The organism is Chryseobacterium sp. SORGH_AS_0447 (genome assembly GCF_030818695.1).
GTDB lineage: Bacteria > Bacteroidota > Bacteroidia > Flavobacteriales > Weeksellaceae > Chryseobacterium.
The window spans coordinates 3,567,144-3,590,717 of sequence record NZ_JAUTAR010000001.1 but is presented as its reverse complement, the minus strand read 5'-3'; the positions used below and the strand labels follow the sequence as shown (position 1 = coordinate 3,590,717).

Annotated in this window: 21 protein-coding genes; 11 read left to right on the top strand and 10 right to left on the bottom strand. The window is 41.8% G+C overall.

Features of this window, described 5'->3' with window-relative positions:
- Nucleotides 1–132: 132 nt before the first annotated feature.
- Entirely contained in the window at nucleotides 133–1,152 is a 1,020-nt protein-coding gene (locus tag QE422_RS16275) for a YafY family protein (RefSeq protein ID WP_307460687.1), read from the top strand.
- Nucleotides 1,153–1,482: 330 nt separating this feature from the next.
- A complete protein-coding gene (locus tag QE422_RS16270; RefSeq protein WP_307460684.1) occupies nucleotides 1,483–1,623 on the top strand; it encodes a hypothetical protein in 141 nt (46 codons plus the stop codon).
- A 242-nt stretch (nucleotides 1,624–1,865) separates the two neighbouring features.
- On the opposite strand, the gene QE422_RS16265 is transcribed toward QE422_RS16270, so the two are convergent.
- Entirely contained in the window at nucleotides 1,866–3,050 is a 1,185-nt protein-coding gene (locus QE422_RS16265; RefSeq protein ID WP_307460682.1) for a DUF1501 domain-containing protein, read from the bottom strand.
- Between the two features lie 45 nt (nucleotides 3,051–3,095).
- Nucleotides 3,096–4,487, bottom strand: a complete 1,392-nt coding sequence (locus tag QE422_RS16260) for a DUF1800 family protein (RefSeq protein ID WP_307460680.1) — start codon at nucleotides 4,485–4,487, stop codon at nucleotides 3,096–3,098.
- Nucleotides 4,488–4,740: 253 nt separating this feature from the next.
- Between QE422_RS16260 and QE422_RS16255 the strand changes: the two genes are divergently transcribed.
- From QE422_RS16255 to QE422_RS16225, 7 genes are all read left to right on the top strand, one after another.
- Nucleotides 4,741–5,304 carry a hypothetical protein gene (locus QE422_RS16255; RefSeq protein ID WP_307460678.1) on the top strand — a complete coding sequence of 188 codons (564 nt, stop codon included), beginning with the start codon at nucleotides 4,741–4,743 and terminating at the stop codon, nucleotides 5,302–5,304.
- A 114-nt stretch (nucleotides 5,305–5,418) separates the two neighbouring features.
- On the top strand, nucleotides 5,419–6,468 hold the full coding sequence (locus QE422_RS16250) for a glucokinase (protein ID WP_307460675.1): 1,050 nt from the start codon (nucleotides 5,419–5,421) through the stop codon (nucleotides 6,466–6,468).
- A 150-nt stretch (nucleotides 6,469–6,618) separates the two neighbouring features.
- Nucleotides 6,619–7,185 carry a YceI family protein gene (locus QE422_RS16245; RefSeq protein WP_307460671.1) on the top strand — a complete coding sequence of 189 codons (567 nt, stop codon included), beginning with the start codon at nucleotides 6,619–6,621 and terminating at the stop codon, nucleotides 7,183–7,185.
- A 78-nt stretch (nucleotides 7,186–7,263) separates the two neighbouring features.
- Nucleotides 7,264–7,899, top strand: a complete 636-nt coding sequence (locus QE422_RS16240) for a YceI family protein (RefSeq protein ID WP_307460669.1) — start codon at nucleotides 7,264–7,266, stop codon at nucleotides 7,897–7,899.
- Nucleotides 7,900–7,982: 83 nt separating this feature from the next.
- A complete protein-coding gene (locus QE422_RS16235) occupies nucleotides 7,983–8,624 on the top strand; it encodes an alpha/beta hydrolase (RefSeq protein ID WP_307460668.1) in 642 nt (213 codons plus the stop codon).
- Between the two features lie 109 nt (nucleotides 8,625–8,733).
- On the top strand, nucleotides 8,734–10,077 hold the full coding sequence (locus QE422_RS16230; protein WP_307460665.1) for an ammonium transporter: 1,344 nt from the start codon (nucleotides 8,734–8,736) through the stop codon (nucleotides 10,075–10,077).
- Between the two features lie 243 nt (nucleotides 10,078–10,320).
- Nucleotides 10,321–11,739: an L-serine ammonia-lyase gene (locus QE422_RS16225; RefSeq protein WP_307460662.1), complete on the top strand. Its 1,419-nt coding sequence runs from the start codon at nucleotides 10,321–10,323 to the stop codon at nucleotides 11,737–11,739.
- A gap of 88 nt (nucleotides 11,740–11,827) precedes the next feature.
- Here QE422_RS16225 and QE422_RS16220 read toward each other — a convergent pair whose 3' ends face one another.
- From QE422_RS16220 to tsaE, 7 genes are all read right to left on the bottom strand, one after another.
- Entirely contained in the window at nucleotides 11,828–12,673 is an 846-nt protein-coding gene (locus QE422_RS16220; RefSeq protein WP_307460659.1) for a prephenate dehydrogenase, read from the bottom strand.
- A gap of 285 nt (nucleotides 12,674–12,958) precedes the next feature.
- Nucleotides 12,959–15,250: a cation:proton antiporter gene (locus tag QE422_RS16215; RefSeq protein ID WP_307460656.1), complete on the bottom strand. Its 2,292-nt coding sequence runs from the start codon at nucleotides 15,248–15,250 to the stop codon at nucleotides 12,959–12,961.
- A gap of 184 nt (nucleotides 15,251–15,434) precedes the next feature.
- Nucleotides 15,435–16,145 (bottom strand): LytTR family DNA-binding domain-containing protein, encoded by a 711-nt coding sequence (locus tag QE422_RS16210; RefSeq protein WP_307460654.1) that lies wholly within the window; start codon nucleotides 16,143–16,145, stop codon nucleotides 15,435–15,437.
- On the bottom strand, nucleotides 16,123–16,893 hold the full coding sequence (locus QE422_RS16205) for a sensor histidine kinase (RefSeq protein ID WP_307460651.1): 771 nt from the start codon (nucleotides 16,891–16,893) through the stop codon (nucleotides 16,123–16,125). The genes QE422_RS16210 and QE422_RS16205 overlap by 23 nt, the downstream gene beginning before the upstream one ends.
- Nucleotides 16,894–16,960: 67 nt before the next feature.
- Entirely contained in the window at nucleotides 16,961–17,332 is a 372-nt protein-coding gene (locus QE422_RS16200) for a hypothetical protein (RefSeq protein WP_307460648.1), read from the bottom strand.
- Nucleotides 17,332–18,525 carry an alanine dehydrogenase gene (locus tag QE422_RS16195; RefSeq protein ID WP_307460646.1) on the bottom strand — a complete coding sequence of 398 codons (1,194 nt, stop codon included), beginning with the start codon at nucleotides 18,523–18,525 and terminating at the stop codon, nucleotides 17,332–17,334. The genes QE422_RS16200 and QE422_RS16195 overlap by 1 nt, the downstream gene beginning before the upstream one ends.
- Nucleotides 18,526–18,604: 79 nt before the next feature.
- Nucleotides 18,605–19,012, bottom strand: a complete 408-nt coding sequence (gene tsaE, locus QE422_RS16190) for a tRNA (adenosine(37)-N6)-threonylcarbamoyltransferase complex ATPase subunit type 1 TsaE (RefSeq protein ID WP_307460645.1) — start codon at nucleotides 19,010–19,012, stop codon at nucleotides 18,605–18,607.
- 265 nt (nucleotides 19,013–19,277) lie between these two features.
- Here tsaE and dnaG point away from each other — a divergent pair, with 265 nt between their 5' ends.
- Nucleotides 19,278–21,263, top strand: coding sequence for a DNA primase (gene dnaG, locus QE422_RS16185; protein WP_307460644.1), 1,986 nt, complete (start codon nucleotides 19,278–19,280; stop codon nucleotides 21,261–21,263).
- Nucleotides 21,264–21,377: 114 nt separating this feature from the next.
- Nucleotides 21,378–22,061, top strand: a complete 684-nt coding sequence (gene clpP / locus QE422_RS16180; protein WP_307460642.1) for an ATP-dependent Clp endopeptidase proteolytic subunit ClpP — start codon at nucleotides 21,378–21,380, stop codon at nucleotides 22,059–22,061.
- 100 nt (nucleotides 22,062–22,161) lie between these two features.
- Here the strand turns inward: clpP and QE422_RS16175 are convergent, their stop codons facing one another.
- A complete protein-coding gene (locus QE422_RS16175; RefSeq protein ID WP_307460641.1) occupies nucleotides 22,162–23,568 on the bottom strand; it encodes a hypothetical protein in 1,407 nt (468 codons plus the stop codon).
- Nucleotides 23,569–23,574 lie beyond the last annotated feature (6 nt).

Here is a 23,574-nt window from a genome sequence, read left to right as displayed (position 1 = left end):
GGGGTCTCAGGCGCGGCGCTTGCGCCGCGCCTGAGACCGGAACAAAGTGGAGCCTGGAGCAGCCCGGCCCGGAAAAGCGCTGGCTTCTGTCAAGGCTTCCGGGACACGCCCCAATCATTAAAAATTAAAACCATGTCATCTAATAAAAATGCCCTGATCCGCTACAAAACGCTCGATAAATGCCTCAAAAACAAATACCGGAAATATACCCTTGATGATCTTATTGACGAGTGTTCGGAAGCGCTTTTTGAATTTGAAGGCAAAGAATCTTTTGTCAGCAGACGGACCGTGCAGCTCGACCTGCAGAACATGCGGAGCGAGAAATTCGGTTATGAAGCCCCGATTGAAGTCTATGAACGGAAATACTACCGGTACAGCGATCCCGACTACAGCATCCATAATATTTCGGTAAATGAAAGCGACCTGAAGGCGATGAACAATGCGGTGCAGATCCTGAAGCAGTTCAAGGATTTTTCGATGTTCAAGGAAATGAACGGGGTAATCCAGAAGCTGGAGGATTCTATTCATTCGACCAACCAGAAATCGATCATTCATCTTGATAAAAACGAACAGCTGAAAGGACTGGAATATATTGATGCGCTGTATGACGCTATTCTTCATAAAAAAGTACTGAGGATTACCTACAGAAGCTTTAAGGCAAGGGAATCCGATTCTTATGTGGCGCACCCGCAGCTGCTAAAAGAGTTTAATAACCGGTGGTTCATGATCTGCCTTCATAAGGGAAAAGAATACAACCTCGCTCTGGACAGGATGGAGGATATTCAGGTGGAAGAAAAAGTCGAGTATATTGATCTGAATCTCGATGGCGATGAATACTTCAAAGATATCGTCGGCGTAAGCGTTTCTCCGACCATGGCTCCGAGGAATGTCGTGTTTTTCGTAGATTCTTCCAATGCGCCTTACGTAAAGACTAAACCATTCCACAGCAGCCAGGAAATCGTAAACGAAACTGAAAAAGGAACCGTCTTTAAAATCTGCGTCCAGCTAAATTTCGAACTGGAGCGCCTGTTGTTGGGTTTTGGGGAATGCCTGGTTGTTCATAAGCCCAGAAAGCTGAGGCTGCGGCTTGAAGAAAAATTTAAGGCCGGCCTGAAAAACTATAAGGAACTCATCATTCCGGATGAAGATTGAGGTGGTCGGACTAAAAGCTTAATTAGTAAATTTAACGTAAAGTCTGATCGTCATTCTGTTCGTTTTTAAAGAAGCAAGTTAAAGCAACAGGATTATTACGCATGCTTCGTCAGATCAGCTTGCTGATCATTTCTTTGGCTCTTCTGTTAATGCAGGAATAATAATCAAACTTTGCGTTAAAGACACAATAGCTGCAAGGAGAAAGGTAAACTTTTGATGATACCTAATCCTGCGCAAGAATTCATCCTGCATTGTTCTGTAGAATCTTGTACCACAACGGATGATAATGGCTCAGAAATTGTATTGCTTGATCCAATAAAAATAAACATTATGAGATCCAGAATATTAAAAGCAGTTGTCGCAATGGTAGCCCCTTTGGTTATTGAGTTTATCGTTAAAAAAATATCGGAAAAGATTGACCAGAAAAGTCAGCCGAAAGAACCGAAAAAACTGCCGGCACCAACCCATTAATCAGAAGTAGTTTTATTTAAAATTATAAAAAAGAGGCTTTCAATTGACGAAAGCCTCTTTTTCGTTTTAGTAAAATTCGGCTAATCTGCACAGTAGGATAATTCAAATATCCACAATGATCATTTGCTGAATGAAATACACTTATGAACGAAAATCTGCGGCTGGAAATCTAAATTCTTTTTAGCGTCGGTAGCGTTAAACTTTACACTAGCAAATATATATTGAGGCCATCAAAGCCACCTTTACACAAAATCATAAACTCCGTTTTTCCAGCCCAAAACTTTGGACGAATCCGCATGCAGCCAATTCTTTAGGATGGTTGCATACACTTTCCTGAAATCTTCAGAATAGATTAAATCTCCCTCGTTGAGATGCTGCAAATCGGGGAGGGCGTTTAGTAATCCTTTTTTCTTCAGGCCGCCGCTGATGAAGAACATCTGGTTAGCTGTTCCATGATCGGTTCCGTTGCTGGCATTCTGGGCAACCCGTCTTCCGAATTCGGAGAAGGTCATCAGCAGAATATCATCGAAAAGACCGTTGTTTTTCATATCGGCTACGAAAGATTTTACAGCGTCATTGATATCCGTAAAAAGTTTCTGCTGTCTTTCATTTTGATTGACATGGGTATCAAAACTGCCGATCGAAAGATAATATACCCGGGTGTTGATATCAGACTTTATTAAAGACGCTACGGTTTTGAAATCTTTCCCCAACTGTGAATTCGGATAGGCTTCGTCGGTTTTTTTTGCTTTGCTTTTTTCAAAAATATAGCCTGCATTGTTGATGGTTGAACCTAAGGTCTGATACAGATAGGATACCGTCTCATCATCGTGGTGGTGATCGTACAGCGACTTAAAATATTTTTCCTGGCTGGTCTGGTACAGTCTCTTCGGATCTTTAAAAGCGAAAGCCTTATTGTTTTCTCCTTTCAGGGCCAGGCTCAGCATATCATCCACTTCCAGCGCCTGGGTGGGATGTTCGCAGCGGTAGCACTCTTCGTCCAGGAATCGTCCGAGCCAGCCGGTTTCCAGGTATTCGGTGCTTTTGCTTGCAGAGTGCCAGATGTCCATGCTCCGGAAGTGGGATTTATCGGGATTTGGATAACCTACGTTGTTCATCACCGACAGTTCGCCGTTGTCATAGAGCTCTTTAAAATAGGAGAGGGCAGGATTAATTCCGGCTTCATCGGTCAGCTGCAGCGAATTCCGGATCGCAATTTTGTTTCTTTCGCGGAAATAAATGTCGTTTCGGGTAGGAATAATCGTATTCAAACCGTCGTTACCACCGGTAAACTGCAGGACAACCAGGATTTTCTGACGGGGTTCCAGCGCATCGTCAAACGTCATAGCTTTCAGAAAATTCGGCATCAGCAGTGAAGCGGTAGCCAACGAGCTTATTTTGAGAAATTCTCTTCTTTTGATCTGCATAGGATTAATTTTAAATGATAGATTATCCGGATCTCAGCGTTGTTATTACATTAATTGATATTCGGGAGTGGACATCAGATTGATGACATTCATTTTAACGGAGTTGTCCGAGAAAGTTTTCACCGTACTTACATCCAGCGAACGGCTGTTCTGGATCAGATAGTCTTCGGTGTTTTTTCCGTTGAAGATGGTCTCTACCCTTGCCCAGTCGATGGTGATGTTCGGGTTTTTGAAGCTTTTGGCCAGCGTATTGGTGTTGTTTTTCAATCCCATATCCAGATCATCGTCTTCCTTCGGCCGGTAGTCCAGTGGCCGCAATCCTGACCAGATTTGCGGAATCTGCAGTCTCAGCATCAGGGTTGAGCTGTCGATCCACGATTTCCCGTTTGGCCAGCCGGCAACATTCGGTGGGTACAGCAGCATTTGGCCCAACAGTTTTTGGTAAACAATCAGGTTTTCAGGATTCTGAATATTCATGGGAAGTGCCCGCATCATTCCGGCCATCAGCTCAATCGGTGATTTAATATGGGTACCGATATTTTTCCTGTCGTAAAACCACGAGCTCGAAAATATATCTTTCATCAATTTTTTAATATCATAGCCGGACCGGTAAAAATTTTCGCTCAAAGTATTCACGATGGCCTCATCTGCGTTTTCATTCACGAAAAAACGGTAAATTTTTGCCGTGATGAATTTTGCCGTCGCTTTCTGTTCCAGGATGATATTCAACACGTCCGAACCGGTAAAATTGCCTGTCTTTCCCAAAAAGGTCTTGGATCCTTCGTCATGAATTTTCGCTTTTTCAACAAAATTTCCTTCTTTATCATAGCTCCATCCGGTAAAGGCCCGGGCTGCTTCCCGGATGTCTTTTTCGGTGTAATTTCCGCGACCCATGGTGAATAGCTCCATTACTTCGCGGGCAAAGTTTTCATTCGGATGGTCTTTTTTATTCTGCTGGTTGTTCAGAAAGTTCAGCATGGCCGGAGCCTGGCTAACTTCAAAGAGCAAGTCTTTGAAATTTCCGAGCGCATTTTTCCGGATAACATTAAGGATCTGCCGGTTGAATTTCGGATTCTGAACCCTGCTGGCAAAATGCCCGTGCCAGAAAAAAGCCATCTTCTCCCTCATCTGCTCTTTGCTGGTGACCATTTTACCGAGAAAGTTCAGGTTCAGCTCTTCGTTCTGCTGCCGGTAGATTTTCTGCATTTCTTTTTTCCTTTCGGCTGGGAAAGTATCGCTCATTACATTCATCGTATCTGCTGCTTCAGCAATATCCGGCGTTTCATAATTGATGTACTGAAAGGTTTCTTCACGCAAAAGATCTTCGAGGAGGTTTTTTGTATCTTTTTTGCCGAGATCTTCAAACTGGGCGATTCCGGGTCCGAAACCGGCACGCCACAGAAGGTGCTTGTTATTAAGTAGTGAAGGAGAATCCATAAGCGTTGTTTACATTTTGATTGTACTGCAAATACAAGGTTAAAATTAATAACGATTAAGATTCGTTAATATTGAAGCCGTTATTTGAGGGCATCCTCAAATTTTTTTAAACAAGTATTTAATTTTTTTTAAAAAATAACCGGCTGGAATTCATTGTATTGCGCTCCTGTAAAGCGTTAAAGTCCTGTGAAACCTTTTGCTTGGCATGATTTTTACAGTTTTCAGCTTAGTAAAATTTAAAATAATCAGAGTTATGAAAATGTTTAAACAAGCAATTTTATTTGCCGGAATATTGACTGCAGGAGCATTAAGCGCACAAAGTGCACAGATGAATAATATGATCAAGGTAGGAGCAAATGTTGGTTTAGCAGTTCCAGCCGATAATACTTCCATGGCGGTAGGGTTAGATGTAGCTTATCAGAATCTCATCACTCCGGGATTCGGATTGGGTATCGCAACAGGATACACTCATTATTTTGGAAAAGATAACAACGGATACAATAACAACGATGTAGGCGTAGTTCCTGTAGCTGCCCTGATCAGAATTTATCCGAAGCAAACAGGATTTTATTTCGGTACCGACTTAGGATACGGATTCCTTGTAGGAGATGATAAGGTAGCTTCCAATACGACGTTAGACAGACCGAACGGCGGTTTCTATTTAAAGCCTGAGATCGGTTACCACAACCAGGACTGGAATTTCTTTGTACAGTATCAGAAAGTATTTGTAGGAAACAACGGCGATTTGCCGAATCAGGACTACAATGTAGGCAATATAGGAGTAGGATTTTCCTACAATATCCCTTTAGGAAAATAGTTAGATTTTTATATAAGCAATTATTAACCAAACCTTTTCGAATTTTTGAGAAGGTTTTTTATTTCTAACGAAAATTTACGAAAGTTATTATTATATTTGATAAAATTTGAGGTTATGATTTTAAATCCGAAATTTCCACTTTATTTACCGGGGGTAAAAAATGCTAGCAACGACAATGTTTCTATCATTGGCGCAAACCTTCGTGAAGATATTACAACTTTAGGCTATTTTGTTTCCGGCAACGGAGGTCTTGAGATTAAAATCCAAAATAATTATCTTACCAAAGAATATGCTTCCTTTACAGAAATTCTGAAGAAGTTTGTTCAGGATAACGGGCTGGAAAATGTAAAAAGACTCGGAATTGCCGTTCCGGGACCTGTATTGTACGGGAAAAGTTCTCCTGAAAGGCTGGGCTGGAACCTGGATGTCGAAGATTTCAAAAACGATTTTAATTTCGAAAAAGTAGACATGCTGAACGACCAGGAGGCTTCCGCTTACGGTATGGGACTGTTGGAAGACAGCGATCTGGATCCAATTTACACCAGCGGGCATCTGGAAAAAGGAAACGTGGCGATCCTTGCACCGGGGAACGGACTGGGAGAAGCCGGATATTTCTTTGACGGAAAATACATCAGGCCGTTTGCAACAGAAGGCGGACACTCCGAATTCTCTCCGAGAACCAATGTTGAGGTGGAATTCTACCAGTTCCTGAACAACCTGTATGGTATCGTAAGCTGGGAAAATGTACTGTCCAAAGGAGGTCTATTCAATATTTACCGATTCCTGAGAGACGTGAAAAGACATCCTGAGCCGGAATGGCTTGCCGATCGTCTGGCCAACGGAAACTTTGTAGAAGAATTGTATAAAGCAGCCGTGGAAGAAGATGTGCTGATTTGTAAAATTGCCTTAGATACATTCCTTGAGTTCTTAGCCAGAGAAGCAAATAACTTAACGCTGAAATTAAAAGCAACAGGAGGTTTGCTGATTTCTGGGGATATTCCGCAGGCGATTGCATCGTATATCAATAAAGATAAATTCTACGAAAAGTTCAAGATCAGCGACAAGATGGAAGAGATGCTGAGAAACATCCCGATCTATCTGAACAAAAACGAAAATACCGCACTGAATGGTGCAGCATTGTACACCGCATACTATCAAGAATAAAACAGGCTCCGGATTTTCCGGAGCTTTTTTTATGGAGTAAGGTTATTTATAAAAATAATTGCATTTATTGATGTACATCAACGGAATCTATCGTTACAGTTAACTACATTTGCATCCGTAATAAAGAACAAGTAAATAACTTTTATTCAAATGAAAAAAATATTTTTATTAGCAGTATTGGCGAGTGGTTTAGCATTCGGACAGGCAAAAAAAGTAGTAAGCTCCGATGTGCAGTGGTGGGGATACAAAATCGCAAAATCTGAGGCCAGCTCTCACAACGGAACTGTAAAGGTGAAGTCAGGAGAAATGGTAATGAAAGGAAACCAACTGGTTGGCGGTACTTTCGTTTTGGATATGACTTCCATCAACGCGACAGACCTTTCCGGAGAATATCAGCAGAAGCTTAACGGACACTTGAAAAACGGCGATTTCTTTGAAGTTGAAAAGTTTCCTACCGCTACCTTCAAAATTACAGGCGTAAAGAAAAACAACGATAAAGTATACAATTCTTTAGTAACCGGTAATTTAACGGTAAAAGGAAAAACGAACGCGATCTCTTTCCCTGCTAAGATCAGTTATGCTAACGGAACCGTAAGCTTAGTATCAAACAAATTCTCCATCGACAGACAGAAATTCGACGTAGCTTATAAGTCTACCATGCAGGATGTTCTTGTGAAAGATGACATGGATTTGCAGGTAAAAGTAACAGCTAAATAATTTAATCAAAAAAAGATTGTTAAAAGTGTAGAAGTTCTACACTTTTTTTTATTTTTGTTGAATTGTAAATAAAAAAGAATGAAAAGATTACTATTGTTTGCGATGATGTGCATAAGTATGTCATTTGTTTTCGGGCAGAAGAAAGGAGATAAAGTGGTAAAAGTAACCTCATCGGAAATCAGATGGTGGGGATATAAAGTGGTAAAAACGGTTCCTACAACCCATTCCGGAACCATAAAGCTGAAAAGTGGAAAGTTCACTTTCGATAAAACAGTTTTGGTAGACGGTGAATTTGTAATCGATATGAAGTCGATCATGGCCGGTGATGTTTCAAGCCAGGACGAAGATATGGTGAAACTTACCAACGATCTTAAAAGCTCTAATTTCTTTGACGTTAAAAAGTTTCCGCTTGCGAAATTCCATTTAACAAAGATTATCCCTCTGGCAAACAGCGACTATAACTCTACTGTTTACGGAGACGTAACGATCAAAGGCGTGAGAAAAACCATCACTTTCCCTGCAAACGTATACATTACCCAGTTTACCGTAGTGATCGAATCTGCAAAGTTCTCTCTGAACAGAAGAGATTTCAAGGTATTCTACCAGTCTTCACTGAAAGATTATTTCATCAAAAACGAAATGGATATCCAGTTTAAGCTTTCCACAGCGGTATTGGATAACGAAAACAGAACACCTGTAAAAAAGAAAAAATAAGACCTTGGTCTTTTAATGAATAAGAATGAGCGGTTTTTCAGAAAGCCGCTCATTTTTTTGTTCGAATTCTTTATTTTAGTAGGATGAAAATATATGTAGTAAGCGGATTAGGCGCAGATTTCAAGGTATTGGAAAAAATTCAGTTTCCGAAACGCCATGAGGTGGTTTTTATCGAATGGCTGATTCCTCATCTTAACGAAGACTTTGCCGGCTATGTTGAAAGAATGGCTGAAAAAATCGATGATTCGGAACCGTTTTATCTGGTAGGATATTCCTTTGGCGGTCTGATGGTTCAGGAAATTAATAAGCTCAAACCTGCAAAGAAAGTTGTGATCCTCGGAAGCATCAAATCCGATAAGGAGAAATCCCGGCTGATACGCACCGGACAGATCACCAAGATTCCCAAACTGCTTCCGGTAACATTTTTCAATGAGAAAACCACCAATATGTATTCGGTGGTCAGGAAATTTTTTGACCCGCGAAATCCGAAAGTGCTGCAATATTTCAGGGTGAGAGACCCTTATTATTTAAAATGGTCGGTCGAAAAGATCTCCGACTGGAAATTCGACGAAAATCCGGAAGTGGTTCAGATTATGGGCGACAAGGACATCGTATTCCCGATAAAGAATTCCAAACCGGATTATATTATCAAAGGCGGTACCCATCTTTTCCCGATTACAAAATTCAAAGAAGTAGCTAATATTTTAGAGGGGGTATTGGAATAATAATTTGAATTTAATTTTAAATTTATATTAAAATTTAGGGGTTGGTTTTATTTTTACACTGTTTTTGAAAATTTATACTTAATTTTGACGGGGTAAAACATAAATTTTTATGACAGTAGGTTTAAAATGGATCGTTTCATTCATCCTTATTGCCTTGGTTGCAATAGGAGGATTGTTCTGGAGCCCCATTGTGGATTTTCCGAATACGGGAGAATTTTTAAGTGAAGACAAAATCGTAGGGGCGGATGTTGCCTGGATTTTAGCGGCTGCCGGCCTTGTTTTGCTGATGACGCCAGGCCTTTCCTTTTTTTATGGCGGAATGGTGGGTAAGAAAAACGTTATTTCCACCATGCTGCAAAGCTTTATTGCACTCGGAGTGATTTCCATGCTGTGGGTAGTAGTCGGTTTTTCCCTGTCTTTCGGAGATTCAATAGGATTTACGATCAACGGAGAACATTACGGCATCATCGGGAATCCTTTAAGCTATCCTTTTTTCAGCAGGGTAGGTGTCTTACCTCATAAAGCTATGGCTTCCACAATTCCTTTTATTCTTTTTGCCCTTTTCCAGATGAAGTTTGCGGTTATTACACCGGCTTTGATCACGGGTTCTTTTGCAGAACGGGTACGTTTTATTTCTTATCTTTTATTCATGGTGCTTTTCAGCATCTTTATCTATACTCCGCTTTGCCACATGGTTTGGCATCCGGACGGTCTTCTGAATAAATATTTCGGCGTAAAGGACTTTGCCGGAGGAACGGTGGTTCACATGAGCGCCGGTTTTGCTGCCTTGGCGGGAGCGATGGTCGTAGGAAACAGAAAAAGGCCTCACCACGACCCTTCAAACATCTCGTATGTGATGCTGGGAACAGGAATGCTTTGGTTCGGTTGGTTTGGGTTCAATGCGGGCTCGGCTCTAAGTGCCAATGCCACAGCAGCTACGGCTTTCGGGACAACAACCATTGCTTCGGCTTCCGCGATGATGACCTGGATATTTTTCGACAGGATCAATAAAAGAAAAGTTTCCGCAATGGGAGCGTGTATCGGAGCAGTCGTAGGACTGGTTGCCATTACACCGGCCTGCGGTTTCGTTTCGGTTTCGGAAAGCCTTTTCATCGGGTTTATCTCTGCCATTGTTTCCAATATCATGGTGAACTGGAAAGCATTAAAGAAAATAGACGATACGCTGGATGTTTTTGCCTGCCACGGTGTTGGCGGAATCATGGGGATGATCTTAACGGCAATTTTTGCGCACGGCGAAAATGCCAGTCTACTTCATGGAGGACTCGGAGTGTTTGCCCATCACATGATGGCGCTGCTTCTGGTATCGCTGTTCGCATTTTTCGGTTCGTTGCTTCTGTATAAGATCACCGACAGCATCATCACACTAAGGGTTTCAGAAGAATCGGAAAATATGGGACTTGACATTTCCCAGCATGAAGAAAGACTTTGCTGAAAAGGTGAAGGGTGAATGGTGAATTTTGCTTTGCAAGTGAATTTTTTCAGTCATTCAAAATTGACCATTGACCGCGAAAGCGAATTGACTATTCACCATTGACAATTCGCTATCACACATAATCTGAAAAAAAATCAGTGTTCATATAGTTTTTAAAAAGCCGGAAGTGATTTTTCACCTCCGGCTTTTGCATCTCAATTTATCGTGTATCTTTGTGCTCAGGAAAAATGATGCATTTTCTATATGGAATCAATATCGGTTTTTGAGATTATCAAAGTAGGCATAGGCCCGTCCAGTTCGCACACCATGGGACCATGGAATGCCGCTTCAGCATTTATCAGGATTATAAAAAGAGAAAGGTCAATAGACGAAGTAAAAGAAGTTTTCCTGGAATTTTTCGGGTCACTGGCCAAAACGGGGATTGGACACGGAACCGATATCGCCGGAATGCTGGGTCTGAATGGCGAAGATTTCAGAACCATTGATACCACGAAGATCGATGCAAAAGTAGAGCAGATCAAAACTACCCATATCCTGAATCTGGGCGGCGAAAAAGAAATCACTTTTATTTACGGTCATCATTTGGTGCTCAATATGCAGAAATCGCTGGACTATCATCCGAACGGAATGATTTTCAGGGCTGTTTTTGAAGACGGAAACGAGCTGGTACAGGATTTTTATTCGGTAGGCGGAGGCTTTATCATGAGCCAGGAAAAAAAATCAATCGACAAGCATTGTGTCCGTACCTTATATCCATGTCATAAATCCTCGGATATTGTGAAGTATTGCGAAAAGCTGGGCCTAAGCAGGATTTCCGACCTGATCCTGATGAACGAGGAAAGCTGGAGATCCCAGGAGGAAACGAGAGCAGAAGCCCTCTATATCTGGCAGCAGATCAAAGAATGCATCTATAAGGGCGTCAATAAAGAAGGCACACTTCCCGGCGGGCTAAATGTTTCCCGGAGAGCAGCCGGCATCAACCGGAAATTACTGGGCGATAAAATTTATAAAAATAAAGACGAGTGGTTTCAGCAGGTTGTGGATGCTGAAGAAAACTTTACCAATATCAACAAATGGATTTCCTGTTTTGCATTGGCGGTAAACGAAGAAAACGCGAGTTTCGGAAGAATCATCACCGCTCCTACCAATGGGGCAAGCGGCGTTATTCCGGCTGTGCTGATGTATGCTCAGGCATTCACGAATTTTACCAGTGATGATGATATTGTCCGGTTCCTGCTTGTGGCTGGGGAAATCGGTACATTATTCAAGAAAAATGCGACCATTTCTGCAGCGATGGGCGGCTGCCAGGCGGAAGTCGGGGTTTCGTCGGCAATGGCTGCGGCCGGCCTTACGGAAATTCTCGGCGGAAACATCGGGCAGGTTTTAATGGCTGCCGAAATTGCGATGGAACATCACCTGGGCTTAACCTGCGACCCGATCAGAGGACTGGTGCAGATTCCGTGTATCGAAAGAAATACGATGGGGGCCATCAAAGCAATCACCGCTGCCAATATTGCTTTGGAAAGTGATCCTTCAAAAGCAAAAGTAACCTTGGATGAAGTGATCCAAACAATGTGGGAAACAGCATTGTCGATGAACGACCGTTTTAAGGAGACTTCCGAAGGTGGACTGGCCATCGCGGTAAATGTTCCGGAATGTTAATCGTAATAAGGTTATAATTTTATTAAAAATTTTTTATCGATAATTCATAGCTTGAAATTTGTAGAATTGGTTTGAGAACGGCTCTCCGCTACTTTTCCAAAATCCCACGGATTTTGTTGGCATTGGAAATCAGTTCACCTAAATATTCGAAATTTTCTTTTTCCAGGGCCGATTTAAACTTTCGTAATTGGGAAATATGTTCGTTCAGTACATCCAAGACATTCTCTTTATTCTGCTTGAAGATCGGGACCCACATTTCAGGATGGGATTTTGCCAGACGTACGGTGCTGGAAAACCCGGAACTTGCCAGCTGGAAGATGGTTTCTTCTTCCCGTTCCTTTTCCAAAACGGTGTTGGCCAAAGCATAAGAAGTAATATGGGAAATATGGGAAATGTACGCCGTATGGACGTCGTGGCTTTCTGCACTCATATAAATCAGGTGCATCTCCAGGCTCTCCGCGACTTTTTTTACCAGCTGCAATGCGTCTTCAGCAGATTCTTCCTTATTGCAGATGACGCCTGCTTTTCCGGTAAAGCTGTCTGATACGGCTGATGCAGGTCCGTTGTTTTCGGTTCCCCACATCGGGTGGAAAGCTATAAATCGGGATCTTTTAGGATGGTTTTGTACTGCATGTACAATGCCTGCTTTTGTAGAACCGGCGTCCATTACCGTCTGGTTTTCAGAGATCAGGTCGAGTATCTTGGGCAGGAGTTTCCTGGCGGCATCTACGGGAATGGCAAGAATGATCAGATCGGCATTTTTAATTCCTTCCTCCAGATCAGCCCTTTCGTCGATTATATGTAAATCCAACGCTTCGCTCAAGTGCTTGTCGCTGTTGTCAATTCCGTAAATAAAGTCGGCGATTCCCTTTTCTCTTAATTTCAGTGCCATTGATCCTCCGATCAGCCCGACTCCTATAATGCTTATTTTCATCGTTTAAATTTTAAATAAAAAACCCCGCCCAAGGACGAGGTTGATGGTATTGATATACGAAATCCTTATCCCAAGACTGAGGCAAAAATTCCGTAATAATATGTTCTGTTATTCATAATCACAAAACGAAGATAAGTAATTTTTTTTAATTGAAAATTAAAAAAGTGAATGGTGAAAGGTGAATTTTGCTTTGCAAGTGAATTTTTCCGGTCAGCACAAAATTGACAATTGCCTCGAAGAAATTCACAGCGCAGCGATTCACTTTTAAAACTCACCATTCACTGATCAGGGGTTTGAGATGATCAATGTAGAGGGAATATCCGACAGCCAGAGGCTTTTGGTGTCGATCAGGCTTTTCCAGCTCCGGCTGCTGACCAGCATTAAGTCCTGGGCATCCAGGAATTCTTTCTCGATCTTTTTCTCGTTATATAAAGTGATGTGATTGGGTGCGACCTGCTCAATACTCCGGATAAGCTCTTTTACTTCAATATTATTGCGGATCTGTCCTGCCGCATCCAGAATGATGATCTGAGAATTGTTGTTGTTGATGAGCCGTTTGGCATATTCCAACAGGTAGAAATCGCTTAAATTAAAAATCGGGACAAACACCCGGTCCGCAGAAGTGAAGTCTTTTTCCAGCAGGATGCCTACGGGAATATTGGTTTTATCCAGGATTTGCAGGGTAAAATCGTTGAAAGGGGAGTTGTTGAATATATTTCCTTTGCCTTTTACCGTATTCAATAATTTTTCAGGATTGATGATTTTCGTAGTGAAACCAAGCAGCCTTCCCAGCAAACTGCCTTCGTACATCGATTTTCCGAGCATCATCAGGAGAAGGTCATAATTGCCACGATTGGTAATATTTACAAGATCATTTTCAACATCGGTTGACGCTTTAAAAAGAGTTGTGATTTCCAGATCGAGCTCATTGGACGTCTCAATGACGTTTTTAAACTGCTCTTTTTCAAAATGATTGATGTCGAAGGCATGAAGTTCATCAACAGGAGCAATGTTCATGGCGGTTACACTTTTATTTCCGTTCATTTTGCGGGTGAAATTGTCGGCAAGCTTCAACAGGGTGCTTCCTGATCTTGAGGTTTCAAAAGACAGCAGGACTCTATATTTGGCGTCGTCATCTTTATTTTCATCCTCGTCCTCCAGGGAAGATTTTTTTCCTCTGAACAGGTAATTGATCAGGTCCAGAGAAGGGCCGGTCATAAAAGTGGTAAATAACGCCATGATGACAAGCATCGCAAAAAGTTCTGGTCCCAAAACGCCGAGATCGTAGCCGATATTTAAGACGATAAGTTCGGTTAACCCGCGCGTGTTCATCAGGGCGCCAATGGTGAGGCTGTCCTTCCAGCTCAGGCTTAGGAATTTTGCGGTCAGGGCACTTCCTACAAATTTTCCGACAACGGCTGTTAGGATTATAAACCCTCCGATTTTCCAGAGATGTGGGTCATTTAGTAATCCGATCTGTGTTCTTAATCCTGTAAATACGAAGAACAGCGGAAGCAGCAGCACCAGCGCCACATCTTCAACCTTTTCTACGAACAGGCTTCTGAATTTTACATTTTCGGGCATGATCGCGCCAGCCATAAATGCTCCGAAAAGCGCATGAATGCCGATTACTTCAGTAGCATACGACGAAATGATCAGGATCAGGAAAAAGACGGCCACCAGCCCTTTGCTGATGAATCCTTTTCCTTTTTGCGCCTCGGCAATTCTTAATAGAAACGGCCTAACCGCTTTGATCATAATAAAGACATAAAGAACGGCCATCAGAATAACAAAGACCGATCCTGAGAATGATCCCGCCTTTACAATGGCAATAACGGCTGCCAGGATGCACCATGCCGTAATATCGTCGGCGGCGGCGCAGGTGATGACTACCGTTCCTATTTTGGTTTTATGGAGATTTCTTTCCTGGACGATTCTTGCGAGCACCGGAAATGCCGTGATGCTCATGGCAATGGCAATAAACAGGGCAAATGAACTGAACTGGATGCCCTCCGGTGCAAATTCCTTATAAATAAAATAGGAGAGCCCAACGCCAAGAGCAAAGGGAATAATGATGCTGGCATGACTGATGACCACTGCATCGTGCGCTTTTTTTCTCAGTACACTGAGATCAAGCTCCATCCCAACAATATACATAAATAGGATCAAACCGATCTGGCTTAAAAACTGCAAATTAGGTAAAGATTCCTTCGGGAAAAGAAATGCCGAAAGTTCCGGAAAATAAAGCCCGAAAAGGGAAGGTCCCAATACGATCCCGGCAATCATTTCACCGATGACCGACGGCTGTTTCAGCTTTATACAAATCCATCCGAAAAGCTTGGCCACCATAATGATGGTAACGATCTGGGTGAGCAGGAGTGCTAAAGGATGGTGAAGATTTGCAAGAAAAGAATCGGTAAAATTCTCCCACATGGTATCGCCGGTTGTTTTGGCCGGTGCGATATTTCCCCCAATTTCCAAGGTTTTTCCTTCCACAAAAAACCAGTACATCAGGCATGAAAAAAATGCGATGGTACTGATGTAGAAAATAAGGTTCTTATATTTTCCCAAGTTCATAGTTCCTTTGTTTTATCAGATGTAAATTTCTAAAGAATATATGATTGGCAAACAGTAAAATTTTTTAAATGTAACAAATGTCACAAATAATGTAATAAAAGCTTTCCGGAAAGATTAGCCTAGATCTGTACCTGCCTGCAATTAGGTCTAAAGTTATGTGGAAATCGAAAACCTTTGGAAGAATTTATTTTCCCAGCCTCTCCAGTAAAGTGTTTTTATAGGCTTCCCCGATGTGAAGTTTCAGAAAACTGCCTTCCCCGGAAGGAATGGTCGTGATAATTTCGTTGGTTGAAAATACCTTGATCGAAGGCAGGGCAATAACCTCTTTTTTATTTACCTGGGCGAAATCTTTTGCAGGAAGCATTTCCAGGAGATTTTTGAAATTCAGGTTTTTCAGGACGATACCGGTACCGTCATTCAGGAGGATATCTTTGTCTCGGCTGTCGATTTCTGAAGTTTTGATGTAAGCGATCTGGTCTGTAAAAATCACCGTTCTCCCGATATTGGTATTCCATTCGATGAAGTCTTTTTTATGGGATTTCCGGATCAGTTCGGCGGCCTTTTCAAAAGCCTGGGCAAGCCTTTCTTTTTTAATGGGCTTTCGCACATAGTCGACGACATTCAGATCAAAAGCTTCGGCGGCATATTCTTTATACGCTGTCGTAAAGATGATTTTCTTTGAACCGGAGATACGTTCTGCTACCTGAAGACCGTTTATTCCGGGCATTTCAATGTCTAAGATGCAGACATTGCAATCGATTTCTCCGATTTCATTCAGGAAAATTTTAGGATCGTTGAAGGCTTTTACCACCTCGACCTCCTCCATCTGTTCGCAGAGCAATTTCAAATAGCTGATCGCCAGCAGTTCGTCATCAAGAATAACGCATTTTATCATAGAATGCTCCTAAATTGATTGTTAATTCCGCGGTGAAGATACCGTTTTTCGAATTTTTCTGAAGGGTATAAAAATCGTTGTAAATCATTTTCAGCCTTTTGTCCAGTGACTGGCTGCCGAAACCACTCTTCTCTTTTTCAAGGACGTTTTTCAGAGACGCCTTGTTGCTTACTTTCATCGTAAAAGTACGGTCTTCAAGCTCCAGGTAAATGGAAATGAAAGAATCCTGTGCCAGGAAATCGGTATGCTTGAAAGCATTTTCGATGAGGTCTACCGAAAGCAGCGGGGCAAAAACTTTCTCTTCGTAAATTTCATCGGATTTGTTGACTTTGGATTTAATCCTAAAATCAAAAAGGGGATTGACCTTGATTTTATTAATCTCGATGAGGCTCAGGGCAAAATCCAGTTCTTCTTTCGGGCTTACAAATTTATTGTTGCTTTCGTAGAGGATATAATCCAGCACATTGGCCAGTTTATCCAGCGACATATAAGTCTGGTAAGCATGCGACTGCACGGAATTCAGGATATTTTTAAATAGATGCGGATTCAGTTTGGTGCCGATCTGCTCAAGTTGAACTTCGTTCAGCCGCTGCTGAATGATTTTGTTGGCTTCGGAAAGCCTGGTATTCTTAATTTTAATTTTCTGATTTTCAATGAAGAGATAAATACCGACCGTCAAAAAAAAGAAAATGGCAAATACTCCGATAAAGATCAGGTAATCATAGATCATATAATAATTGCCGTCCATTAATCTAAAGTTTTTGCTGGTTTATATTCCGAACATTAGTAAATCATTGCTGTTTTACGTCTGCTGTTTATCTCAACTTTTTCAGAGAATTCATGGTTGCCTGTTCCTCACATTTTTCAAAAGTGATTTCGTACTTTGGCTTGTCCTCAGGATAGGTCAGCAGATAATCCGGGCAGGGCTTTTTTTGCGCGTGGCTTTTGTCGAAATCAACCTTTCCTTTGGTGATGATGCTGTCTTTTAAAAATTTTTCATCAATTTTCAACGTCGCCATTTCCGCTTTGAAAGCATCCGAATATTTAAAATCTTTAGAAAGTGTTTCTGCAATCACCCTGCTGTTCGGAAGATATCCGCTGCAGCTTGCGCCTTTTTTGTTTAATATAAAAAATACGATGATAAGCCCCGGAATAAGGCCGATCATGTAAAACTTGAGTTTCTTCATTAGAAAATTAAAAGATTGATATCGTGATAGGTAAGCCCAAAACGGTCGCAGATTATTTTTTTCGTATGCCTGCCTTTGTACATATAAAGGCTCTGTTTCATTTCGTTTTTGCGAACCAGCATATTTTCAAAACCGCCTTCTTCATCGTAATTTAAGATATAGGAAAGGAAGAAATTCGAGATAGCTTTGGTAGTTGTCCGCGGCATCCGGGAAGTAAGGTTCGGAAGTCCGCAATGGATTACGCCGTGCTTGATGATGTAAGGGTCTTCCATGGTTGTAAGTTCGGAAGTTTCGATCACCTTACCGTTATCAATGGTAATATCGATGATCACGCTGCCTTTCTTCATTTTCATCACCATGTCTTCCGTTACGATCGGTGTCATATTCAGTCTGGGAAGAGCTCCGATCACAACGTCGGCTCTTCTCAGGGCTTTTTTAAGTTCTTTAGGATCAATGATGGAGGTAGGAACCCTGCTGTCGACCAACGTGTGAAGCCTTCTGAGCTTGGAAAGGGAATTGTCGAATACGCGAACACTGGCTCCCAAACCGATAGCGGCTTTTGTAGCAAATTCGCCTACGATTCCAGCCCCGATGATCACTACTTCTGCGGGTCTTACGCCGGTAATTCCGCCAAGCATCAGTCCGTTGGAAAGCGCCAGAAGTTCTGAAGCATAAAGAATGGACACCGTTCCTGCGATTTCTCCGACCAGCCTTACCAGTGACAATTGCTTGTATTCGTCGACAATAAATTCAAAAGCGATCGCATTGACCTTTTTTTCTGCCAGCTTTAGGAAATAAGCTTTGTCGCGCAGGTTGATCTGCAGTGCTGAAACCAGATAGGTATTCGGGCGCATATAATCAATTTCCTCTTCAGTAGGCGGGTTGATTTTCAGAATCAGATCCTGGGAGAATGCCTCTTTAGGATCATTGGTAATCCTTGCACCGGATTCCGAATATTGTAAATCTGTAAAAAATGAACCTTCCCCGGCCCCGGCTTCAATGATAATTTCATGACCACTTTCTACTAAAACCTGCACGGCATCGGGGGTTATACAGGTTCTTCTTTCATTCAGCGAGGTTTCTTTGGGAATCCCGATGCTGAATTGCTTTCCTTTTTTAATGACCTCCAGTTTCTCTTCTTTCGGCATCAGTTCCTCTTCGGTAAAAGGAGTAAAAATGTTTGTAGTACTCATCCTTTAAAATAATTAGGTTCTTACAGATCGTTATTTTACATTCAAATTCAGGAGCAAAGATACATAATATTTAAACGATTTACCCGAATGTAATTTCTCTGTTTTCTCCGGTATTGATGATGCTCATTTCGTGGTACTTAAGTCCGTAGAGGTCTTCTTCATAGACTTCGGGCCATTCGATGATGCAGAGGAAGGCATTGTCCAGGTATTCTTCAATACCGATATCGTAGGCTTCTTCAATATTTTTCAAACGGTACAGATCGAAGTGGTAAACTTTTCCTTTCGGCGTCCGGTATTCGTTTACGATGGAGTAGGTGGGTGAATTCACTTCATCGGTACTTCCGAGGTTTTTAAGCAGAAATTGCGTGAAAGTAGTCTTTCCGGCGCCTAAATTTCCTTTTAACAGTAAAATATTGTGTTGTAAGTTTGAAATGACTGTTTCCGCAACAGACTGCCAGTCTTCCATATGATGAATCGTGAATTGCATATTTTTAAAACAAAGATAATTATTTATTAAATTTTCATAGAAAAAAAGTAATCTGTAATTGATAAAGTAATATCAATTGAATATTTGACCCATACTTTATAAATAATAATAAATCAGTTTGTTATATTTAATGTTGATTTTAAATGTATTGTAAACCAGTACTTTGTAATCAAATAGCTTAGCTGAATGATTTGTTTTTTTCTGCTATCTTTGTAAGCATTTCCTTAATTTATGGGGTTAATGTTTTAAACAGTTTTCAGGAAATATGATCTCCAAGCAAACAATAGACAAAATATTCTCTACTATAAGAGTAGAAGAAATCGTTGGCGAATATGTGCAGCTGAAAAGGGCAGGGTCTAATTTCAAGGGGCTCAGTCCATTCCATGATGAGAAAACACCGAGTTTAGTAGTATCTGCCAGCAAGCAGATCTGGAAGGATTTTTCAACAGGAAAAGGGGGGACTGCCATCTCCTTTTTAATGGAAATTGAAAATTTTACTTATCCTGAGGCCCTTCGCCACGCCGCGAAGAAATATGGCATTGAGATCGAGGAAGACAAGAAAGATTTTTCCGAGGAAGCAAAAATGGCACAATCGGAACGGGATAAGCTGTATAAAATACACGAAGTTGCCAATGATTTCTTTCAGAATTTCCTTTGGGAAGTGGAAGAAGGGAAGGCGGTCGGTCTTTCTTATTTCAAAGAGCGTGAGCTTCGCGATGACATCATCAAAAAATTCCAGCTGGGGTATTCTCCCGAAAAGAAAAATGCTTTCACCGAGTATGCGCTGGAGAAAGGATATTCCAAAGATCTCTTGGAGAAGTCGGGACTTTCCATTTTCCCCGAAAATTCACCGGGCGGCATCGACCGTTTCAGGGAAAGGGTAATGTTCCCGATCCACAGTTTTTCCGGAAGGGTACTGGGATTCGGGGCAAGAATCCTGAAGAATAATGTAAAAACCGCAAAATACCTCAACTCTCCGGAGACGGAAATTTATCATAAATCCAATGTCCTGTATGGCCTGAACCAAAGCAAGCAGGCTATATCCAGAAAGAATGTCTGCCTGTTGGTGGAAGGATATATGGATGTGATCTCCCTTCACATGTCGGGTATCGAAAATGTGGTGGCGAGTTCCGGAACTTCCCTGACGACGGAGCAGATTAAATTAATTAAAAGGCTGACGGAAAATGTTACCATTCTTTTTGACGGGGATAATGCCGGAATAAAAGCCAGCTTCCGAAGCATCGATATGTTGCTGACCGAAGGAATGAACATCCGTGTGCTGCTTTTTCCCGATGGTGATGATCCCGATTCGTTCGCCCGGAAGCATCCGCAGGAATACGTGGAAAAATTCATCGAAAATGAAGCGATGGATTTTATCGATTTTAAGGCTGAAATCCTTTTAAAAGAAGTGGGGGACGATCCCATTAAAAAAGCGGAGGCGATCCGTGATATCGTAAAATCGGTTTCTTTCGTACAGAATGCCTTAAAACGGGAGATTTACCTGAAGCAGGTTTCCAGCAAGTTTGGCCTGTCGGAGCAGAGCTTATTTAATGAGCTGAATGTACAGAAGCAGATCACGCAGCAGAACCAGCCCCATCATGCACAGCCGCAAAAGGAAGCTCCACCGGCAAAGATGGAGGTCGTTCCTCTGGATGAAGAAAAATCCGACCCGTTTTTGTTCGAGGTTTTATTTATGGAAAATAAGCTGATCGATCACATGCTGATGTTTGGCGATATTGTACTGAAAAGGAGAAACGAAAAAGAGGAAGAATATCAGATTACCGTGATCGAGGAAATCCTTTATCATTTCGATGAAGAAGAATACCGGTTTTTAGCCAAAGGAAACGAGGTGATCATTGAGCACGTAAAAGAAGGCATCCGTAATGAGGAGCTGAGGAGCGGGAACTTTTTCATTACTTTCATGGACGAAGAAATTACGACAAAAGTTGTAGATGCGCTGCTGCCGGTGAATGAACTGGAAAACTGGGCGTCGAGAAATATATTTCCTCCCAATTACGGAGATAAGATTGCCGATCAGGTGAGGGGGGATGTCCTGCTTCACAAATACAGGTATATTGATTACCTGATTGCACAGACGGCTAAAGACCTGGAACAATTCCGGGATTCTGACCAGACGAAGTATTTTGAACTTTTACAGAAAATTATGCTGATGAAACAGGCTTCCATTAGATTAAGCGAAATGATCGAGTATTCGCCTATCAAAGGGATTTATGTCAACAGAAAAAAATAGTTTCAGACAAACTGATGATTCATCGATCCACTTCTATGACAAAAAGTCCTATAAAATTTTAGGAATAAAAGTTGTAACTTCAATTTCGTAACATATAATAATACAAACAGAAATATGGACATTAAAAAAGAATTCAGAGATTTCTCTACGAAACATTTAGGAAACAACGGTCTGGTTACCGATCAATATATGAATATGTACGGCCCTACGAATCTTACTCCCTACATTATGGAGGAAAGAAGACTGAACGTAGCGCAGATGGACGTTTTCTCCCGTCTGATGATGGACCGCATTATTTTCCTGGGAACAGGAATCGATGATCAGGTAGCCAATATCGTAACCGCACAGCTTTTGTTCCTGGAAAGTGCTGACCCTTCAAAAGACATTCAGATTTACATCAACTCTCCGGGGGGAAGTGTATACGCCGGATTGGGAATTTACGATACGATGCAGATCATTAAGCCGGACGTAGCTACGATCTGTACCGGAATTGCCGCTTCCATGGGAGCAGTTTTACTGGTAGCAGGGGAGAAAGGTAAGCGTTCTGCACTGAAACACTCTAGGGTGATGATCCACCAGCCGTCAGGAGGTGCTCAGGGGGTAGCTTCAGATATGGAGATCAATCTGAGAGAGATGTTAAAACTTAAAAAAGAGCTTTACGAAATTATTTCCGAACATTCCGGACAAACGTACGAATGGGTGGAAAAAGCGTCAGACCGTGACTACTGGATGACTTCCGAGGAAGCAAAAGGTTATGGCATGGTAGACGAAGTTTTGCAGAGAGCTAAAAAAGCATAATCAGCACAAGCTGTTATTAAAAAAGCGCACCATTATCGGTGCGCTTTTGTTATTTAAAACCGAGATCAACAAATGATCTTTGGTTTGGGTATTTGTAATTTTATTTTGAATAGGCCGGCAGCATCGGGTTGCTGATCACCGAACATCTTCTTACCTCAATTGCTGTAGTTGCCGTATTGTTGGTAGTATCGGTATCAGTAATTTGACTGGAAGCTACAGTGGATACCATCTTAAAATTATGATTTGTTCCGATTCCTTTCTTATAATATTTTCCGGTAACGGTAATGATGCCCGAAGATTTCGCATTCAGTCCTATCGTACCGCTGATATTATTGGACGTGAATCCTGAAGTCGGCAGGTTGGAATTGGTAAATCCTGTGGTGGAAAGACTGGTGATGGAGAATTTGGACATATCCAGGACATTATTGTTGTCATCCATTACTTTCCCGTTAAAATCGATACTGTTAAGTGCCGCATCGGTATCGTTGCTTACTTCCACTTTAAAGGTAATATTGCTGGTATTGTCGTTACAGGTAAAATAGCTGTCCGAACGGCTGTCTACCCTCAGGTTCCCCGGCGTGGTCAGGATAATATTTCTGATCTCCTGAAAATTAAATCCTCCTCCTGTGGAAGCTGCAAAGCCCAGTTTAAGATTAGTGGGAATAGGATAAGTCGTTGAACTTAACGTATACGAAAGCACTTGTGTAAAAGTAGTCTGATTCTCCTTTCTCCATTTGATGGTTACCACATAGTCATTACCCGGCTTGGTAATAATTACCTGAACCCTCCGGTAGAAAATATTGTCGGCAGGTCTTGTTGCCGTCAGTGTATTGTAATCGATTTCATTGCGTTGTCTGATGGCTTCTACAGTTCCAGTCCGGTCACCCAATGGGGCACTTGCAAGATAAACGTTTGAATTGTTATAAGTCGCACTTGTCGGTCCTCTTAATACGAACGCATTAGGAAGCATCCCTGAAGTCAGGGTGTTGGCCGGGGCAGATCCGTTTCTGTTCTCTCCATTGTTGGCATAGTTTCCATAAGCATCAAGCCCGACCCCGAGATATCCACCGGATAACCCTGTTGTGTTGGCAGGATTGCTGTAGGTAGCATATCCTAAAGATCCACCGTAACCTCCCAGTTTGAAGTTAGCGTCTGTCACGGTAGCATCAAATAAATAAACGGAAAATCCGTCTGCTCCGAAATAACCGTCATCGATATTCCGCCAGTCCTTATATTCGAAATCTGCAATTACGCCCAATGTGGTCGGAAATCCCTGGAGTACGTACATAAAACCTTTTTGGTTTGTTTTTGCTTCGGTAAGTCTCAGCCAGCCCGCTCCGTTGGGATCTACTCCGTTAGCTGCCGTAAGGTAGGCATTGTCTCCAACTCTTATTCCGGTCATATCCTTTGTTGTAAGAGGATTGGTGATCGTAAACTGTCCGGATACTGAAAGCAGAGACAGGGAAAAGGCAGCCGTTAATAATTTCAATGTATATTTATGATTCATACCTGA

Bases quoted from the DNA above. Each gene is read 5' to 3' on its own strand.
- QE422_RS16275 (WP_307460687.1), top strand. From the start codon at position 133: ATGTCATCTAATAAAAATGCCCTGATCCGCTACAAAACGCTCGATAAA.
- QE422_RS16270 (WP_307460684.1), top strand. From the start codon at position 1,483: ATGAGATCCAGAATATTAAAAGCAGTTGTCGCAATGGTAGCCCCTTTG.
- QE422_RS16265 (WP_307460682.1), bottom strand. From the start codon at position 3,050: ATGCAGATCAAAAGAAGAGAATTTCTCAAAATAAGCTCGTTGGCTACC.
- QE422_RS16260 (WP_307460680.1), bottom strand. From the start codon at position 4,487: ATGGATTCTCCTTCACTACTTAATAACAAGCACCTTCTGTGGCGTGCC.
- QE422_RS16255 (WP_307460678.1), top strand. From the start codon at position 4,741: ATGAAAATGTTTAAACAAGCAATTTTATTTGCCGGAATATTGACTGCA.
- QE422_RS16250 (WP_307460675.1), top strand. From the start codon at position 5,419: ATGATTTTAAATCCGAAATTTCCACTTTATTTACCGGGGGTAAAAAAT.
- QE422_RS16245 (WP_307460671.1), top strand. From the start codon at position 6,619: ATGAAAAAAATATTTTTATTAGCAGTATTGGCGAGTGGTTTAGCATTC.
- QE422_RS16240 (WP_307460669.1), top strand. From the start codon at position 7,264: ATGAAAAGATTACTATTGTTTGCGATGATGTGCATAAGTATGTCATTT.
- QE422_RS16235 (WP_307460668.1), top strand. From the start codon at position 7,983: ATGAAAATATATGTAGTAAGCGGATTAGGCGCAGATTTCAAGGTATTG.
- QE422_RS16230 (WP_307460665.1), top strand. From the start codon at position 8,734: ATGACAGTAGGTTTAAAATGGATCGTTTCATTCATCCTTATTGCCTTG.
- QE422_RS16225 (WP_307460662.1), top strand. From the start codon at position 10,321: ATGGAATCAATATCGGTTTTTGAGATTATCAAAGTAGGCATAGGCCCG.
- QE422_RS16220 (WP_307460659.1), bottom strand. From the start codon at position 12,673: ATGAAAATAAGCATTATAGGAGTCGGGCTGATCGGAGGATCAATGGCA.
- QE422_RS16215 (WP_307460656.1), bottom strand. From the start codon at position 15,250: ATGAACTTGGGAAAATATAAGAACCTTATTTTCTACATCAGTACCATC.
- QE422_RS16210 (WP_307460654.1), bottom strand. From the start codon at position 16,145: ATGATAAAATGCGTTATTCTTGATGACGAACTGCTGGCGATCAGCTAT.
- QE422_RS16205 (WP_307460651.1), bottom strand. From the start codon at position 16,893: ATGGACGGCAATTATTATATGATCTATGATTACCTGATCTTTATCGGA.
- QE422_RS16200 (WP_307460648.1), bottom strand. From the start codon at position 17,332: ATGAAGAAACTCAAGTTTTACATGATCGGCCTTATTCCGGGGCTTATC.
- QE422_RS16195 (WP_307460646.1), bottom strand. From the start codon at position 18,525: ATGAGTACTACAAACATTTTTACTCCTTTTACCGAAGAGGAACTGATG.
- tsaE (WP_307460645.1), bottom strand. From the start codon at position 19,012: ATGCAATTCACGATTCATCATATGGAAGACTGGCAGTCTGTTGCGGAA.
- dnaG (WP_307460644.1), top strand. From the start codon at position 19,278: ATGATCTCCAAGCAAACAATAGACAAAATATTCTCTACTATAAGAGTA.
- clpP (WP_307460642.1), top strand. From the start codon at position 21,378: ATGGACATTAAAAAAGAATTCAGAGATTTCTCTACGAAACATTTAGGA.
- QE422_RS16175 (WP_307460641.1), bottom strand. From the start codon at position 23,568: ATGAATCATAAATATACATTGAAATTATTAACGGCTGCCTTTTCCCTG.